The sequence below is a fragment of the Microbacterium sp. CCNWLW41 genome, from assembly GCF_037083505.1.
Genome location: NZ_JBAOJP010000001.1, coordinates 1,586,013 through 1,600,142 on the forward strand (window position 1 = coordinate 1,586,013; position 14,130 = coordinate 1,600,142).

Below are 14,130 nucleotides of genomic sequence, written 5' to 3' on the forward strand. Positions count from 1 at the left end.
GCGCTGGCCAGGAATCGCGGATGCCTCTCGCCGAGGCATCCGCGCCGCTCACGGGCGGACTGTCGAAGAAGGGGCTGAGCGCCGGAACGGTCGGTCTCATCGGCGCCGTCGTCATCGGCATCTCGTGCATCGCGCCCGCCTACACCCTCACCGCGGCGCTCGGCCCCACCGTGTCGGAGGTCGGGTTCCAGGTGCCGGCGATCATCCTGCTCGGCTTCATCCCGATGCTGCTCGTCGCATTCGGCTACCGCGAGCTCAACCGCTCGATGCCCGACTCGGGCACGTCGTTCACGTGGGCGGCGCGCGCCTTCGGGCCGTGGGTGGGCTGGATGGCGGGCTGGGGGCTCGTCGCAGCCACGATCCTCGTGCTGTCGAATCTCGCCGGCATCGCCGTGGAGTTCCTCTTCCTCCTCATCGACCAGCTCGCGGGCAGTCCGGGGACCATCGCCGAGCTCGCCTTCAACCCGTTCATCAACGTCGCGGTCTGTCTGCTGTTCATGCTCGGCGCGACGTACATCTCGTACCGCGACATGCAGACCACGCAGAAGCTGCAGTATGTGCTCGTGAGCTTCCAGGTGCTGGTGCTGGTGGTCTTCTCGATCGCGGCGTTCGTGCACGTCGCGAACGGCACCGCCTTCGACGCGAGTCCCGTCGAGGCATCCTGGTTCAACCCGCTCGTCGTGACGCCGCCGCTCGCGATCGTCGCGGGCCTGTCGCTGTCGATCTTCATCTTCTGGGGATGGGACGTCACCCTCACCATGAACGAGGAGACCCGCAACCCCGAGAAGACCCCGGGCCGCGCGGCCACCGTCACCGTGGTCACCATCGTCACGCTGTACCTGCTGATCTCGGTGGCGCTGCTGGCGTTCGCGGGCACGGGAGAGGAGGGCCTCGGGCTCGGGAACCCCGACATCCAGGCGAACGTCTTCTTCTACCTGTCGGGCCCGATCCTGGGGCCGCTGGCGTTCCTGGTGTCGCTGGCCGTGCTCACGAGCTCGGCGTCGTCGCTGCAGTCGACGTTCGTCGGCCCCGCGCGAACGCTTCTCGCCATGGGGCACTACGGGGCGCTGCCGCCGGCGTTCGCGAGGGTCTCGCCGCGCTTCTTCACGCCCGGCTACGCCACCATCGTCTCCGCCGTCGTCGCGTCGGTGTTCTACGCCGTGATGCGGTTCATCAACGAGAACGTGCTGTGGGACACGATCACGACGCTCGGCATGATGATCTGCTTCTACTACGGCATCACCGCGTTCGCGTGCGTCTGGTACTTCCGCAGGCAGTGGTTCGACTCGGCGCGCACCTTCTTCTTCACCCTGCTGTTCCCTCTGGTGGGCGGCGTCATCCTCGTCGCGCTGTTCGTGATCACCCTCGTCGAGAGCCTCGACCCGGCGTACGGCAGCGGCACCGAGTGGTTCGGCCTCGGCAGCGTCTTCGTGCTCGGCGTGCTGATCATCGGTCTCGGCATCGTGATCATGATCTGGCAGGCGATCAAGCGTCCGGCGTTCTTCCGCGGTGAGACACTCGGTATCGACGCGCCCGAAAGCCTTCGACGCGCCCGCCGCTGACGGGCAGACTGTCCCCAATCCATCCGATCGGAGAGGAAGCATGACCGACTACGCCGTCGTCAACCCGGCCACGGGAGAGACCCTGGCCACCTATCCCACCATTACCGACGAGGCCCTGGAGGCAGCGATCGCGAAGGCGGATGCCGCGTACCGCACGTGGCGCGACGTGCCCGTCGCCGAGCGCGCGGCGCGCATCCGCAAGGTCGCCGAGCTTCACCGCGAGCGCCGCGACGAGCTGGCGGCGATCATCGTGCGCGAGATGGGCAAGCCGCTGTCGGCCGCGCTGGGCGAAGTGGACTTCGCCGCCGACATCACGGAGTACTACGCCGACAACGCCGAGACGATCACGGCCGACCAGCCGATCGACATCCTCGGCGAGGGCACCGCGGTCATCCGCCGCAGCCCGCTCGGGGCGCTCCTGGGCATCATGCCGTGGAACTTCCCCTACTATCAGGTCGCCCGCTTCGCAGCGCCCAACGTGGTGGTGGGGAACACGATCCTCCTCAAGCACGCACCGCAGTGCCCCGAGTCGGCCGCGGCCATCGAGCGGATGTACGCGGATGCCGGGCTCGGCGAGGGCGTCTACACGAACGTGTACGCCACCAACGACCAGGCGGCCGCCATCATCGCCGACCGGCGGGTGCAGGGCGTCTCGGTGACCGGCTCGGAGCGGGCGGGGTCCGCCGTGGCGGCGCTGGCCGGACAGAACCTGAAGAAGGTCGCGCTCGAGCTCGGCGGATCCGACCCGTTCATCGTGCTGTCCACCGACGACCTGGACGCGACGGTCGCCGCCGCCGTCGAGGCGCGCATGGACAACAACGGCCAGTCGTGCAACGCCCCGAAGCGCTTCATCGTGCAGGAGGGCCTCTACGACGCCTTCCTCGAGAAGTTCACCGAGGCGATGACTGCGTCGAAGATGGGCGACCCGTTCGCCGACGACACCGTCCTCGGTCCGCTGTCGTCGCTGGCGGCCGCCGAGCGCCTTCAGGAGCAGGTCGACCGGGCGGTGGCGCAGGGGGCGCGGCTCGTGGCCGGCGGCACACGTGACGGCGCGTTCTACGAGCCGACGGTGCTCACCGACGTCACGCCCGAGATGGACGTGTACCGCGAGGAGCTGTTCGGGCCGGCGGGGGTCGTGTACAAGGTCGCGGACGAGGACGAGGCGGTCAAGGTGGCCAACGACACCAGCTTCGGCCTCGGGTCGTACGTCTACACGACCGATCCCGAGCAGGCTCAGCGCATCGCGGACAGGATCGACGCCGGCATGGTCTACGTCAACATCGTGCTCGCCGACTCGCCCGAGCTGCCCTTCGGCGGTGTGAAGCGCTCCGGCACCGGCCGTGAGATGGGGCTGCTGGCCGCGGACGAGTTCGTCAACAAGAAGCTCATCCGCGTCGCCCCCTGACGCCGCGACCTCCCCGCGCCACCCCCGGACGGCGGGACCGCCATCCGGGGGTGTCGCCGCGACCTCGGAAACGCGAGGATAAGGGCATGGCAGAGACAACCGACCCCGTCGTCGCACTCGCCGACGAGCAGTGCTGGGAGCGCCTGCGCACCCAGGAGCTCGGCCGGCTCGTCACTCGAGTGGGCGACGTGCTGGACATCTTCCCGGTGAACTACGTCGTCGACGGTCAGGGTGTGCTGTTCCGCACCGCGCAGGGCAGCAAGCTCTTCGAGCTCACCGTGAACGACGAGGTGCTGTTCGAGGTGGACGACCACACCGACGCCGAGGCGTGGAGCGTCATCGTGCGGGGTCACGCGCATCCGCTGGACCGCTCCGCGGACGTGGAGCGCGCCGACGGCCTGGGTCTTCGGCCCTGGATCCCCACCCTCAAGTACACGTACGTCCGCGTCGAGGCGACGTCGATCTCGGGCCGCGCGTTCCGGCGCGGTCCCGAGCCCGACCGCTACGGCGTGCAGCAGTACTGACGCTGTCGCGCCATGCCCGGGACACACCTGCGGAAGCGCCCCGGTTCGCGGGCTCCGCGGGCATGCCGTACACTTGATGGTGCAGTTGAATTCTGCATTCTTTCGGTGTGCCCGCCGGTCGGGCACGCATCCTCAAGCCGCGGTGAGAGGGGAAGAGTGCGGGCTTCACGAGACCTCCGGGTCTCTAGGGCGGTAGCTCAATTGGCAGAGCAGCGGTCTCCAAAACCGCAGGTTGCAGGTTCGATTCCTGTCCGCCCTGCGCATCAGCGCAACACCGGTGACATGGCTCCGGTCGAACACAACACCCTGCGTTGACATGTAATGTGCGGCCGACCCGCGTCGGCTCACGGAAGGTAATCAGGTGGCATCGATGGTTCAGGACGAGCCGAAGGGCGAAGTCGTCCCCACTGAGGGAACGGCGGCGCCTCGCGAGAAGAAGCCGAACGTCTTCGCTCGCATCGCCCTGTTCATCCGTCAGGTCTTCGCCGAGCTCCGCAAGGTCGTCACCCCGACGCGCCAGGAGCTGCTGAAGTACACGGCGGTGGTGCTGGGGTTCGTCGTCGTGATGATGGCGATCGTCTACGGCCTGGACGTGCTGTTCGTGTGGATCACGGCCTACGTCTTCGGAGTGCCCGGCGCCTGATCCTGAGCGCCCCGGCTCGCCGGTGCATGGCACGGGCGGCCGCAGGTCCGGAAGCGGACGGAACGGAAGAGAATTCACGTGACTGAAAGATATGTCGACGACGCCGATTGGGCGACGGCCGCCGAGCAGTCGTCCGAGGACGACGAAGCGCAGGAGGGCAACGTCCTGGCCGCCGAGGAGCGCTCGGTGGAGCCCGCCGAGCACCTCGCCATCCACATCGTCGACGACGCCGACGCCGACGAGGACGACGCCGACCTGGACGACATCGACATCGACGACCCGGAGGCGGATGCCATCGTGAACGACGCTCTCAACCTGGACGAGACGGCCGAGACCGAGGCTGCCGCCGAGGTGATCAACGACTCCATCGCGGAGGAGGTCGCCGAGCGGGAGGCCGAGGCCGCCGACGAGGTCAGCCCCTACGACGGCCCCGATGTGAACGGCGACGAGGACGAGCCGGAGCTCGACGAGGCATCCGACTCCGCGGCCGACGCCGTCGAGACCGACTCCGACGACGAGTCCGACGAGGACGAGGACCCGTACGAGGCGTTCCGCGCCGAGCTGCGCACCCTCCCGGGCAAGTGGTACGTCATCCACTCCTACGCCGGCTTCGAGCGCAAGGTGAAGGCCAACATCGAGCAGCGCAAGTCGACGCTCGAGGTCGAGGAGGACATCTACCAGATCGAGGTCCCGATGGAGGACGTCGTCGAGATCAAGAACGGGCAGCGCAAGATGGTCACGCGCGTCCGGATCCCCGGCTACGTGCTCGTGCGCATGGAGCTCAACGAGGACACCTGGTCGGTCGTCCGCCACACTCCCGGCGTCACCGGCTTCGTGGGCAACGCCCACAACCCGACCCCGCTGCGCTTCGAGGAGGCCTTCAACATGCTGAAGAGCCTCGTCGAGGTCAAGGAGGTCGCCGGCGCCAAGGGCGGTGCCGCCAAGAAGGGCGCTGCCGCCGCTGCCCGCGTCATCCCCGCCGAGGTCGACTTCGAGGTGGGCGAGACCATCACGATCAAGGAGGGCTCGTTCGCGGGTCTGCCCGGCACGATCAGCGAGATCAAGCCCGAGAGCGGCAAGCTCACGGTCCTCGTCTCGCTGTTCGAGCGCGAGACCCCGGTCGAGCTGTCGTTCGACCAGGTCACCAAGCTCTGACTCATCGAGATTCTCCGAAGCGCCCCGCCGAATCGGCGGGGCGCTTCGTCGTGCGCGGCAGTCGGCGGTGCCGAACGCTTCGGCGCGCGAGTGCGGAGAAGCGCAGGATGCCGGATCCGCTGGGCTTGCGGCATCCGTGATTCTGCAGATCTCCGGCGTCCTGCTCCGCGTCTGCAGGAGACCCTCCACGTCGCCGGGACTCGGCACCTCCTCCCCAGGGCCGGGGAGGGTCCCGGCTCCGAGACTCGGCGCCTCCTGCCCAGGCCGAGGAGGGGTCCGCCTCCGAGACTCGGCGCCTCCTCCCCAGGCCGGGGAGGGCTCCGGCTCCAAGACTCGGCGCCTCCTCCCCAGGGCTGGGTAGGGTCCCGGCTCTCCACAGTCGCGGGCGTGACTGTCGGCGCGGCCCCCGGGATGTCGCACCCTGAAGGCCATGGATCACCTTCTGGGCGAGGTGCGCGCGGCGGGCGGGGTTGCGCGCGTCGCTTCGCTGCGGGCGCGGGGGCATTCGCGCCGCACGATCGAGAATGCCGTGTCGTCGCGAGCGCTGACCCGTCCGCGCAACGGCTGGGTCGCCATGCCCGGCGCCGATCCGCTCCTCGTCGCGGCCGCACGCGCCGGGGTGGTGCTCACGTGCCACACCCAGGCGCGAAGGCTCGGGCTGTGGGTTCTCGAGGAGCGTCCCGTGCACGTGGCTGCTCCTCCTCACCGGCACGTCGGCGAGGTCAAACGGGACACCCACGTGCATTGGGCGCGGCCGCTCGTGCCAAGGCATCCAGACGCTCTGGTCGACCCGATCGAGAACGTGCTGGTGATCGCCGCGGCGTGCCTGCCGCGCGAGGAGGCGCTCACGATCTGGGAGGCGGCGCTTCGGCTCGAGCTGGTGGAGCGTTGGTCCTTTGAGAGGATGCCCCTGCCCTCGTCTGCGCGAGATGTCCTGGCCGAGTGCTCGTCGCACTCCGACTCGGGGCTCGAGACGCTCATTCCGGTGCGGCTGCGCTTCCTCCGGCTGCCGATCCGCCAGCAGGTCTGGCTCGCCGGTCACCCGGTCGACTTCCTCATCGGAGACAGGCTCGTGCTCCAGATCGACGGCGGCCACCACGTCGGCGCGCAACGGCGCAGCGATATCGCGCACGACGCGCGGCTGACCCTGATGGGTTTCCACGTGATCCGCATCGACTACGTCCAGGTGGTCACGCGGTGGCCCGAGGTGCACGACGTGATCGTGCGGGCCATCGCCCAGGGCCTTCACCGCGCGGCATGACGCTCACCGTCGCGCGCAGGCCCCAGGGCCGTCACCGCGCGGCATGACGCTCACCAGTCATGCGCATGACCACAGAGATGTGCACGATGACGGATGCCTCGCCCCCGCGGCATCCGTCATCTGGCACATCTCCGTCATTCGGTACGCGCGCGGATGGCCAAGGGGCACGCGCAGATGGCCAATGGGCGGGAGCGGATGCTGCGGCTCGCGGCATCCGGTAGACTAGAGCGGTTGCGCGTGTCTGCGCGACCATCCCCACCACATTCAGGGTCCGCCTGATCCGTGGAAGCGTGCCCGCACGGGCGCACGAAACAGAGGAAGAAGAATGGCACCGAAGAAGAAGGTGACCGGCCTGATCAAGCTTCAGATCAACGCCGGTGCAGCCAACCCGGCGCCGCCGATCGGCCCCGCGCTCGGTCAGCATGGCGTCAACATCATGGAGTTCTGCAAGGCGTACAACGCCGCGACCGAGTCGCAGCGCGGCAACGTCATCCCCGTGGAGATCACCGTCTACGAGGACCGCAGCTTCACGTTCATCCTGAAGACCCCGCCGGCCGCCGAGCTCATCAAGAAGGCCGCCGGACTGCAGAAGGGCTCGCCGACGCCGCACACGACCAAGGTGGGCAAGCTCACCAAGGACCAGGTGCGTCAGATCGCCGAGACCAAGCAGGCCGACCTGAACGCGAATGACATCGAGGCCGCCTCGAAGATCATCGCCGGCACCGCCCGCTCCATGGGCATCACGGTCGAGGACTGAGGGGAACAGTAACCATGGCTACCAAGTCCAAGGCCTTCCAGGCCGCTGCCGCCAAGATCGAGGCGGACAAGTTCTACACTCCCACCGAGGCCGTCGCCCTGGCGAAGGAGACCGGTTCGGCGAAGTTCGACTCGACCGTCGAGGTCGCGCTCAAGCTCTCGGTCGACCCCCGCAAGGCGGACCAGATGGTGCGCGGCACCGTCATCCTCCCGCACGGCACCGGCAAGACCGCCCGCGTCATCGTGTTCGCGACCGGTCCGGCCGCTGAGGCCGCGATCGCCGCGGGTGCCGACGAGGTCGGCGGCGCCGAGCTCATCGAGAAGGTCGCCGGCGGCTGGACCGCGTTCGACGCGGCCGTCGCCACGCCCGAGCTCATGGGCCAGGTCGGTCGCCTCGGCAAGGTGCTGGGTCCGCGCGGCCTCATGCCCAACCCCAAGACCGGCACCGTGACCCCCAACCCGGCAAAGGCCGTCGAGGAGATCAAGGGCGGCAAGATCGAGTTCCGCGTCGACAAGCACGCCAACGTGCACTTCGTCGTCGGCAAGGCCTCGTTCTCGGCCGAGCAGCTCGACGAGAACCTCAAGGCCGCGCTCGAGGAGATCGTGCGCCTGAAGCCGTCCAGCTCGAAGGGCCGCTACATCCAGAAGGGCGCCGTGTCGACCACGTTCGGCCCCGGCATCCCGCTGGACGTCAACGCGCTCGCCTGACGCTTCGACCGTCGCAGCGACGGTCCGTCCGAAGGCCCCACCCGCTCGGGTGGGGCCTTCGGCGTCTCCGAGCGGCGTGAGTGGGCGGGCGCAACGTCGGATGATCCCCACCGGGGGACGGATGCCGCGATCCGGCGTGTCGGGCGGGGCCTGCGATTCTGTGCGCGGCGCCGAGCGTTCGGAGTAGCGTCGGAGTCATGCCCACGCCCCTTCAGGACCTGTTCGGCATCGACGTACCCATCGTGCTGGGCCCGTTCGGCGGGCTGTCGTCGGTGGAGCTCACGGCGGCGGTCAGTGACGCCGGGGGGCTCGGGTCGTACGGGCTCTACGGGTACTCGGCGGACCGCATCAGCGACACGATCGCGGCGCTGCGGTCTGCGACCACGCGACCGTTCGCCGTCAACCTGTGGCTTCCCACCGGCGACGAGGTGGCCCCCGGCGACGTCGACCTCCGCCCCGCGATCGAGGCGGCCGCGCCGCTCTTCGACGAGCTGGGTCTGGCCCGTCCGGCGCCGCCGTTCGAGTTCATGCCCGACGTCGACGCCCAGGTGACGGCGGTGCTGGATGCCGCGCCCGCGGTGCTCAGCGTGGTCTTCGGCGTGCCCTCCGACCGGCTCGTCGCCGCGGCGCACAGCCGTGGCATCCGGCTCATCGGCACGGCCACGACGGTGGCCGAGGCCGTGGCGCTGGACGCAGCCGGCGTCGACGCGGTCGTCGCCACCGGCGCGGAGGCGGGCGGCCACCGCGTCTCCTTCCTGCGCCCGGCCGAGCAGTCGCTCATCGGCACCTTCGCGCTGGTGCCGCAGGTGGTGGACGCGGTGCGGGTGCCCGTCATCGCGGCAGGCGGCATCGCCGACCGGCGTGGCGTCGCCGCGGCGTTCGCGCTGGGCGCCTCGGGCGTGCAGGTCGGGTCGGCGTTCCTCCGCACGCGGCAGTCCGCCGCGACCGCCGCCCACCGGCAGGCGATCGCCGGTGCCGCCGACACCGGCACCGTGCTCTCCCGGGCCATGAGCGGACGGCTGGCGCGTGGCATCCCGAACCGCGCGATGCGCGCTCTCGAGACCGCCGGCGTCATCGCGCCGTTCCCCGCGCAGAACTGGCTCACGGGGCAGTTCCGGACGGAGGCCGCGCGGCGCGGCGAGGGCGAGCTGGTCTCGCTGTGGGCCGGGCAGGCCGCGGGCCTGGCGGTCCTCGACGATGCGACGGACGTGTTCGCCGAGCTGAGGGCGGGCGTCCCGCAGGCGGCGGGAGGCAACGCGGCGTAACGCGGGGAAGAGCCTCGGCGCGACCCGTGTTGTACTGGAAGGCCCCAGGACGCGCGTCCACCCCTTCGCGCGTCCTTCGCACTCACCCCACCAGGAACAGCTACATGTCACGCCGCAGTATCACCGCCCTCGTCGTCGCCACCGCCGCCGCCCTCGCGCTCACCGCCTGCAGCAGCGGCGGATCCGCCGACCCCGCAGCGTCCGCGGAGGCGGACGACCTCGGTCTCGTGTCCGCGGGCACGCTGACCGTCGCGACCGAGGGCACCTACCGCCCCTTCAGCTACCACGACGAGTCGGGCGACCTCGTCGGCTTCGACGTCGAGATCGCCGAGGCCGTCGCAGACAAGCTCGGGCTCGAGGTCTCCTTCCAGGAGACCCAGTGGGACGCGATCTTCGCGGGGCTGGACGCCGGCCGCTTCGACGTCATCGCCAACCAGGTCTCGATCAACCCGGAGCGCCAGGAGAAGTACCTCTTCAGCGAGCCCTACACGGTATCGCCCGGCGTCATCGTCGTGCCCGAGGACGACGACTCGATCACGAGCTTCGACGACCTCGAGGGCAAGACCACCGCGCAGTCCCTCACGAGCAACTGGTACGAGCTCGCCCAGGAGAGCGGTGCCACCATCGAGGCCGTGGAGGGATGGGCGCAGGCCGTGGCGCTGCTCCAGCAGGGCCGCGTCGACGCCACCATCAACGACAACCTGACGTTCCTCGACTACGAGAAGAGCGAGGGCCCGACGGGTCTGAAGATCGCCGCGGAGACCGATGAGCCGGGCCTCAGCGCGTTCGCGCTCACCCAGGACAAGGAAGCGCTCGCGGAGGCCATCGACGGCGCCCTCGCCGAGCTCCGCGAGGAGGGCGTCCTCGCCGAGATCAGCGAGAAGTACTTCGGAGCCGACGTCACCGAGTAGTGCATCCCGAGCCGCCGCTCGCCCTGCCCTGGGCGGGCGGCGGCTCTGTGCGAAGGAGGAGCGCCCATGGACGAGACCATCTGGACTCTGCTCGTCGACTCGTTCTGGCCGCTGCTGCTGGCGGCGATCACCGGCACGATCCCGCTTGCGATCGCCTCGTTCGCGATCGGCATGGTGATCGCCGTGGCGATCGCGCTGCTGCGACTGTCGCGCAATCCCGTGCTGTCGAACATCGGACGGTTCTACGTCTCGGTGATCCGCGGCACGCCGCTGCTGGTGCAGCTGTTCGTGATCTTCTACGGGATGCCGTCGGTCGGCATCGTCATCGATCCCTGGCCGGCGGCGATCATCGCCTTCTCGCTCAACGTCGGCGGCTACGCGGCCGAGATCGTCCGCGCGGCGATCCTCTCGGTGCCCAAGGGACAGTGGGAGGCCGCCCACACCGTCGGGTACTCGCAGACCCGCACCCTCACCAGGATCGTGCTGCCCCAGGCGGCGAGGGTGTCCGTGCCGCCGCTGTCGAACACCTTCATCTCGCTGGTGAAGGACACGTCCCTCGCGTCCACGATCCTGGTGACCGAGATGTTCCGTCAGGCGCAGCAGATCGCCGCGTTCTCGTTCGAGGTGCTCCCGATCTACCTGGAGGCCGCCCTCATCTACTGGCTGATCTGCCTGGTGCTCTCCACCGGCCAGAGCGCGATCGAACGGAGGCTCGACCGCTATGTCGCCCACTGACCACTCCCACGACGACGCGCTGGCCCCTCCGGCGCCCGCCGACGACCGCCCGCTCCTGACGGTGTCGGGGCTCACGAAGAGCTTCGGCGACAACCGAGTGCTCGACGGCGTGGACCTCGAGGTGCGCCGTGGCGAAGTCGTGGTGCTCATCGGTCCGAGCGGCTCGGGCAAGACGACCGTGCTGCGCTCGCTCAACGGCCTCGAGATCCCTGAGGCGGGCACCGTCGCGTTCACCGGCGGACCCGCGGTGGACTTCGCCGCCCCGGTGTCGAAGGCGGACCGCATCGCGCTGCGCGACCGGTCGGCGATGGTGTTCCAGCACCACAACCTCTTCCCGCACCGCACCGTGCTGCAGAACGTCATCGAAGGGCCGGTGTACGCGCACGGCGTGCCGAAAGGGGAGGCGATCGCGCGCGCGGAGGCGCTGCTCGAGCGCGTGGGCCTGAGCGAGAAGCGCGATGCGTACCCGTTCGAGCTCTCCGGCGGCCAGCAGCAGCGGGTCGGCATCGTGCGGGCGCTCGCCCTTCAGCCGGCGCTGCTGCTCTTCGACGAGCCGACGAGCGCCCTGGACTCCGAGCTCGTCGGCGAGGTGCTCACCGTCCTGAAGGAGCTGGCCGACGAGGGCTGGACGATGCTCATCGTCACGCATGAGCTGGCCTTCGCGCGCCAGGTCGCCGACGAGGTGGTCTTCTTCGACCAGGGCGTCATCGTCGAGCGCGGGGCGCCGCAGCAGCTGTTCACCGCTCCGAAGCATGAGCGCACGAGGCGGTTCATCGACCGGATCCTCCGGCCCTACGACGAGTAGTCAGCCGGTCGGGCGCACCTCGAAGCCGCGTTCGCCGGTGGGCGTGGCATCCGTCACCGTCGCCGACTCCACGAGCGACCCGGGCGGCCCCTCTGCCATCCAGGCGAGCACCTCGTCGACCTGGCCGGGAGTGCCCTCGACCTCGGCCTCGACCGCCCCGTCGCGCCGATTGCGCACCCACCCGGCGACCCCCGCTTCCCGGGCGACCATGCGCATGGTGTACCGGTAGCCGACGCCCTGCACCTCGCCGCGGACCGTCACGTGCACCCGTCTCATGAGCCCATCGTGCCCTGCCGATGGTGACGCGTGCGAGCGCCGGATGCCAGGATGCCTCTATGGGAACCGTGGACGAACTGCTCGCAGGGCTCGATCCCGCCGATCGGCCCTCTGTCGAGCGCATCTATGAGATCGCCCGCGAGGAGGCGCCCGATGCCGAACAGGGGACCGGCTACGGGATGCCGGCGCTGGTCTACCGCGGCAAGCCGCTCGTCTCCGTGATGAGGGCGAAGAAGCACATCGGCGTCTATCCCTTCAGCCCGGACGCTGTCGCGGCCGTGTCGGGCGCGCTCGAGGGGCATCCCGGTGTCGGACTGGACAAGGGGACGATCCGGTACCAGCCGGAGCACCCGCTCCCGGACGACGTGGTGCGGGCTCTGGTCGTCGCTCGTCGGGAGCAGATCGAGCGCTGAGCCGAGTGCGGCGCAGCCCGGTGGGGTCCGGCTCGTCAGTGCGGGAGCACCAGTGAGACGCCGAGCGCGATCATGACGACCGCGATCACGGCGTCGAGGATGCGCCAGGCGCGGGGCGTCGACAGCCAGCGGCCGAGCAGGCGCGCGCCGAACGCGAGGCCGAAGAACCAGAGGAAGCTCGCCGCCATCGCGCCGGCGGCGAAGAGCCAGCGCTGATCGCCGTGCGTGTTGGCGACCGTGCCGAGGAGGAACACGGTGTCGAGGTACACGTGCGGGTTGAGCCACGTCAGTGCCAGGCACGTGAAGACGACAGGCAGCACCCGCGCCGTTGCGGCGGAGGCGGGGCGGACGCGGGTGGCGACGGATGCCGGTGCCTCGGCCCCCGATCGCAGCTCGACGGCGCCGCCGCCGACGACGTCGTGCGCGGCATCCGGGTCGTCTTGGCCGCCCAGGACGTCGCCGGTCGGCCGCCAGGCGCGCCGCGCTGCGAGGAGGCCGTAGACGACGAGGAACGCGGCCCCTGCCCACCTCACGACGCCGACCAGCCACGGCACCGCCTGCAGGACGAGTCCGATGCCCGACACCCCGAGCGCGATGAGCGCGGCGTCGGACACGGCGCAGATCGTCGCCACGACCAGGACGTGCTCCCGGCGGAGTCCCTGCCGCAGCACGAAGAGGTTCTGCGCGCCGATGGCGATGATGAGGGAGAAGCCGAGGCCGAGGCCGGCGATGAGGGGACTGAGCACCCTTCGACGCTAGGAGCCGGCTGGTCCGTAGTCCAGCTCATGGTTCTTCAGTACCATTAGCCCCACTGATGATGCGCATCCCCTTCGAGCTGGCAGAGACCCTGGCCGTCGTCGTCGACGAGGGCACGCTCGACGCCGCCGCCCGGCGACTGCACATCACCCCGTCCGCCGTCAGTCAGCGCATCAAGGCGCTGGAGGAGCAGCTGGGGCGTCTCCTGCTGGTGCGCTCGAAGCCCGCCCGCGCGACCGAGGCCGGAGCGTCGGTCATCCGGCTGGCGCGCCAGACGGCGCTGCTCGAGCACGACGCGCTCGCCGAGCTCGGTGCGGACCCCGCTGACGCCGCGCTGGCGAGCGTGCCGCTGGCCGTCAACGCCGACTCCCTGGCGACGTGGTTCCTCGAGCCGCTCGCCCGGCTCGCGCAACGGCATCCGGTCGTCTTCGACCTGCATCGCGACGACCAGGACTTCACGGCCGGGCTGCTGGAGTCGGGAACCGTGATGGGCGCCGTCACCTCACGGGCGGCGCCGGTGCCCGGATGCCGCTCGTCGGTGCTCGGCGCCATGCGGTACGAGGCCGTCGCCACGCCGGGCTTCGCGGCGCGCTGGCTCGCCGGGGAGCCGCTCGCCGCCCTCACCGCCGCACCCGTGGTCGACTTCGACCGCCGCGACGACCTCCAGAACGAGTGGCTCTCGGCGCAGGGCGTCGATCCGGCGCGGCCGCCGCGCCACTACGTCCCGGCCTCGAACGACTTCGCGACCGCCGTGCGGCTCGGACTGGGCTGGGCGATGCTGCCGCGGTTCCAGTCGCACGACGCGATCGAGCGCGGCGAGCTCGTCCTGCTCGGCGGCCGCCCGGTGGACGTGGTGCTGCACTGGCAGCAGTGGAACCTCCGCTCGCCGCTCCTGGACGCCATCGCCGACGAGGTCGTCGCCGAGGGCAGGCGCGTGCTCGCGCCCGTGCGGTGA

The 14,130-nt window shown here is 70.0% G+C and carries 16 protein-coding genes and 1 tRNA gene; 15 read left to right on the plus strand and 2 right to left on the minus strand.

Annotated features, from left to right (window positions below; all coding sequences use genetic code 11):
* Positions 1-20 precede the first annotated feature (20 nt).
* The 13 genes from V6R91_RS07015 (at position 21) to V6R91_RS07075 (ending at position 11,730) form a co-directional block, all read left to right on the plus strand.
* On the plus strand, positions 21-1,562 hold the full coding sequence (locus tag V6R91_RS07015) for an APC family permease (protein WP_336394856.1): 1,542 nt from the start codon (positions 21-23) through the stop codon (positions 1,560-1,562).
* 40 nt (positions 1,563-1,602) lie between these two features.
* On the plus strand, positions 1,603-2,967 hold the full coding sequence (locus tag V6R91_RS07020) for an NAD-dependent succinate-semialdehyde dehydrogenase (protein ID WP_336394857.1): 1,365 nt from the start codon (positions 1,603-1,605) through the stop codon (positions 2,965-2,967).
* An 86-nt stretch (positions 2,968-3,053) separates the two neighbouring features.
* Complete coding sequence (locus V6R91_RS07025; RefSeq protein WP_336394858.1) at positions 3,054-3,491, plus strand: pyridoxamine 5'-phosphate oxidase family protein; 438 nt, start codon at positions 3,054-3,056, stop codon at positions 3,489-3,491.
* A gap of 186 nt (positions 3,492-3,677) precedes the next feature.
* Positions 3,678-3,750, plus strand: a tRNA-Trp gene (locus V6R91_RS07030).
* 111 nt (positions 3,751-3,861) lie between these two features.
* Positions 3,862-4,134, plus strand: a complete 273-nt coding sequence (secE, locus tag V6R91_RS07035) for a preprotein translocase subunit SecE (protein ID WP_336395064.1) — start codon at positions 3,862-3,864, stop codon at positions 4,132-4,134.
* A 78-nt stretch (positions 4,135-4,212) separates the two neighbouring features.
* Complete coding sequence (gene nusG, locus V6R91_RS07040; RefSeq protein ID WP_336394859.1) at positions 4,213-5,289, plus strand: transcription termination/antitermination protein NusG; 1,077 nt, start codon at positions 4,213-4,215, stop codon at positions 5,287-5,289.
* Positions 5,290-5,740: 451 nt separating this feature from the next.
* Positions 5,741-6,550 (plus strand): endonuclease domain-containing protein, encoded by an 810-nt coding sequence (locus tag V6R91_RS07045; RefSeq protein ID WP_336394860.1) that lies wholly within the window; start codon positions 5,741-5,743, stop codon positions 6,548-6,550.
* A 325-nt stretch (positions 6,551-6,875) separates the two neighbouring features.
* Positions 6,876-7,307, plus strand: coding sequence for a 50S ribosomal protein L11 (gene rplK / locus V6R91_RS07050; protein ID WP_192634886.1), 432 nt, complete (start codon positions 6,876-6,878; stop codon positions 7,305-7,307).
* Between the two features lie 14 nt (positions 7,308-7,321).
* Positions 7,322-8,014, plus strand: coding sequence for a 50S ribosomal protein L1 (gene rplA / locus V6R91_RS07055; protein WP_336394861.1), 693 nt, complete (start codon positions 7,322-7,324; stop codon positions 8,012-8,014).
* A gap of 197 nt (positions 8,015-8,211) precedes the next feature.
* Positions 8,212-9,279 (plus strand): NAD(P)H-dependent flavin oxidoreductase, encoded by a 1,068-nt coding sequence (locus V6R91_RS07060; protein ID WP_336394862.1) that lies wholly within the window; start codon positions 8,212-8,214, stop codon positions 9,277-9,279.
* Positions 9,280-9,383: 104 nt separating this feature from the next.
* On the plus strand, positions 9,384-10,190 hold the full coding sequence (locus tag V6R91_RS07065; RefSeq protein ID WP_336394863.1) for an amino acid ABC transporter substrate-binding protein: 807 nt from the start codon (positions 9,384-9,386) through the stop codon (positions 10,188-10,190).
* Positions 10,191-10,256: 66 nt separating this feature from the next.
* Positions 10,257-10,925, plus strand: coding sequence for an amino acid ABC transporter permease (locus V6R91_RS07070; protein WP_336394864.1), 669 nt, complete (start codon positions 10,257-10,259; stop codon positions 10,923-10,925).
* On the plus strand, positions 10,912-11,730 hold the full coding sequence (locus V6R91_RS07075; protein WP_336394865.1) for an amino acid ABC transporter ATP-binding protein: 819 nt from the start codon (positions 10,912-10,914) through the stop codon (positions 11,728-11,730). The genes V6R91_RS07070 and V6R91_RS07075 overlap by 14 nt, the downstream gene beginning before the upstream one ends.
* On the opposite strand, the gene V6R91_RS07080 is transcribed toward V6R91_RS07075, so the two are convergent.
* Positions 11,731-12,006: an acylphosphatase gene (locus tag V6R91_RS07080; RefSeq protein WP_336394866.1), complete on the minus strand. Its 276-nt coding sequence runs from the start codon at positions 12,004-12,006 to the stop codon at positions 11,731-11,733.
* Between the two features lie 59 nt (positions 12,007-12,065).
* Between V6R91_RS07080 and V6R91_RS07085 the strand changes: the two genes are divergently transcribed.
* Entirely contained in the window at positions 12,066-12,419 is a 354-nt protein-coding gene (locus V6R91_RS07085) for an iron chaperone (RefSeq protein ID WP_336394867.1), read from the plus strand.
* 35 nt (positions 12,420-12,454) lie between these two features.
* On the opposite strand, the gene V6R91_RS07090 is transcribed toward V6R91_RS07085, so the two are convergent.
* The gene (locus tag V6R91_RS07090; protein WP_336394868.1) at positions 12,455-13,165 is read right to left on the minus strand and encodes a LysE/ArgO family amino acid transporter; all 711 of its coding nucleotides are present in this window, start codon (positions 13,163-13,165) and stop codon (positions 12,455-12,457) included.
* Between the two features lie 68 nt (positions 13,166-13,233).
* On the opposite strand from V6R91_RS07090, the gene V6R91_RS07095 reads away from it, so the two are divergent.
* Positions 13,234-14,130: a LysR family transcriptional regulator ArgP gene (locus V6R91_RS07095; RefSeq protein ID WP_442928098.1), complete on the plus strand. Its 897-nt coding sequence runs from the start codon at positions 13,234-13,236 to the stop codon at positions 14,128-14,130.

Coding starts and splice junctions, on each gene's coding strand:
- V6R91_RS07015 (WP_336394856.1), top strand. CDS start 21: ATGCCTCTCGCCGAGGCATCCGCGCCGCTCACGGGCGGACTGTCGAAG.
- V6R91_RS07020 (WP_336394857.1), top strand. CDS start 1,603: ATGACCGACTACGCCGTCGTCAACCCGGCCACGGGAGAGACCCTGGCC.
- V6R91_RS07025 (WP_336394858.1), top strand. CDS start 3,054: ATGGCAGAGACAACCGACCCCGTCGTCGCACTCGCCGACGAGCAGTGC.
- secE (WP_336395064.1), top strand. CDS start 3,862: ATGGTTCAGGACGAGCCGAAGGGCGAAGTCGTCCCCACTGAGGGAACG.
- rplK (WP_192634886.1), top strand. CDS start 6,876: ATGGCACCGAAGAAGAAGGTGACCGGCCTGATCAAGCTTCAGATCAAC.
- rplA (WP_336394861.1), top strand. CDS start 7,322: ATGGCTACCAAGTCCAAGGCCTTCCAGGCCGCTGCCGCCAAGATCGAG.
- V6R91_RS07060 (WP_336394862.1), top strand. CDS start 8,212: ATGCCCACGCCCCTTCAGGACCTGTTCGGCATCGACGTACCCATCGTG.
- V6R91_RS07065 (WP_336394863.1), top strand. CDS start 9,384: ATGTCACGCCGCAGTATCACCGCCCTCGTCGTCGCCACCGCCGCCGCC.
- V6R91_RS07070 (WP_336394864.1), top strand. CDS start 10,257: ATGGACGAGACCATCTGGACTCTGCTCGTCGACTCGTTCTGGCCGCTG.
- V6R91_RS07075 (WP_336394865.1), top strand. CDS start 10,912: ATGTCGCCCACTGACCACTCCCACGACGACGCGCTGGCCCCTCCGGCG.
- V6R91_RS07080 (WP_336394866.1), bottom strand. CDS start 12,006: ATGAGACGGGTGCACGTGACGGTCCGCGGCGAGGTGCAGGGCGTCGGC.
- V6R91_RS07085 (WP_336394867.1), top strand. CDS start 12,066: ATGGGAACCGTGGACGAACTGCTCGCAGGGCTCGATCCCGCCGATCGG.
- V6R91_RS07095 (WP_442928098.1), top strand. CDS start 13,234: ATGATGCGCATCCCCTTCGAGCTGGCAGAGACCCTGGCCGTCGTCGTC.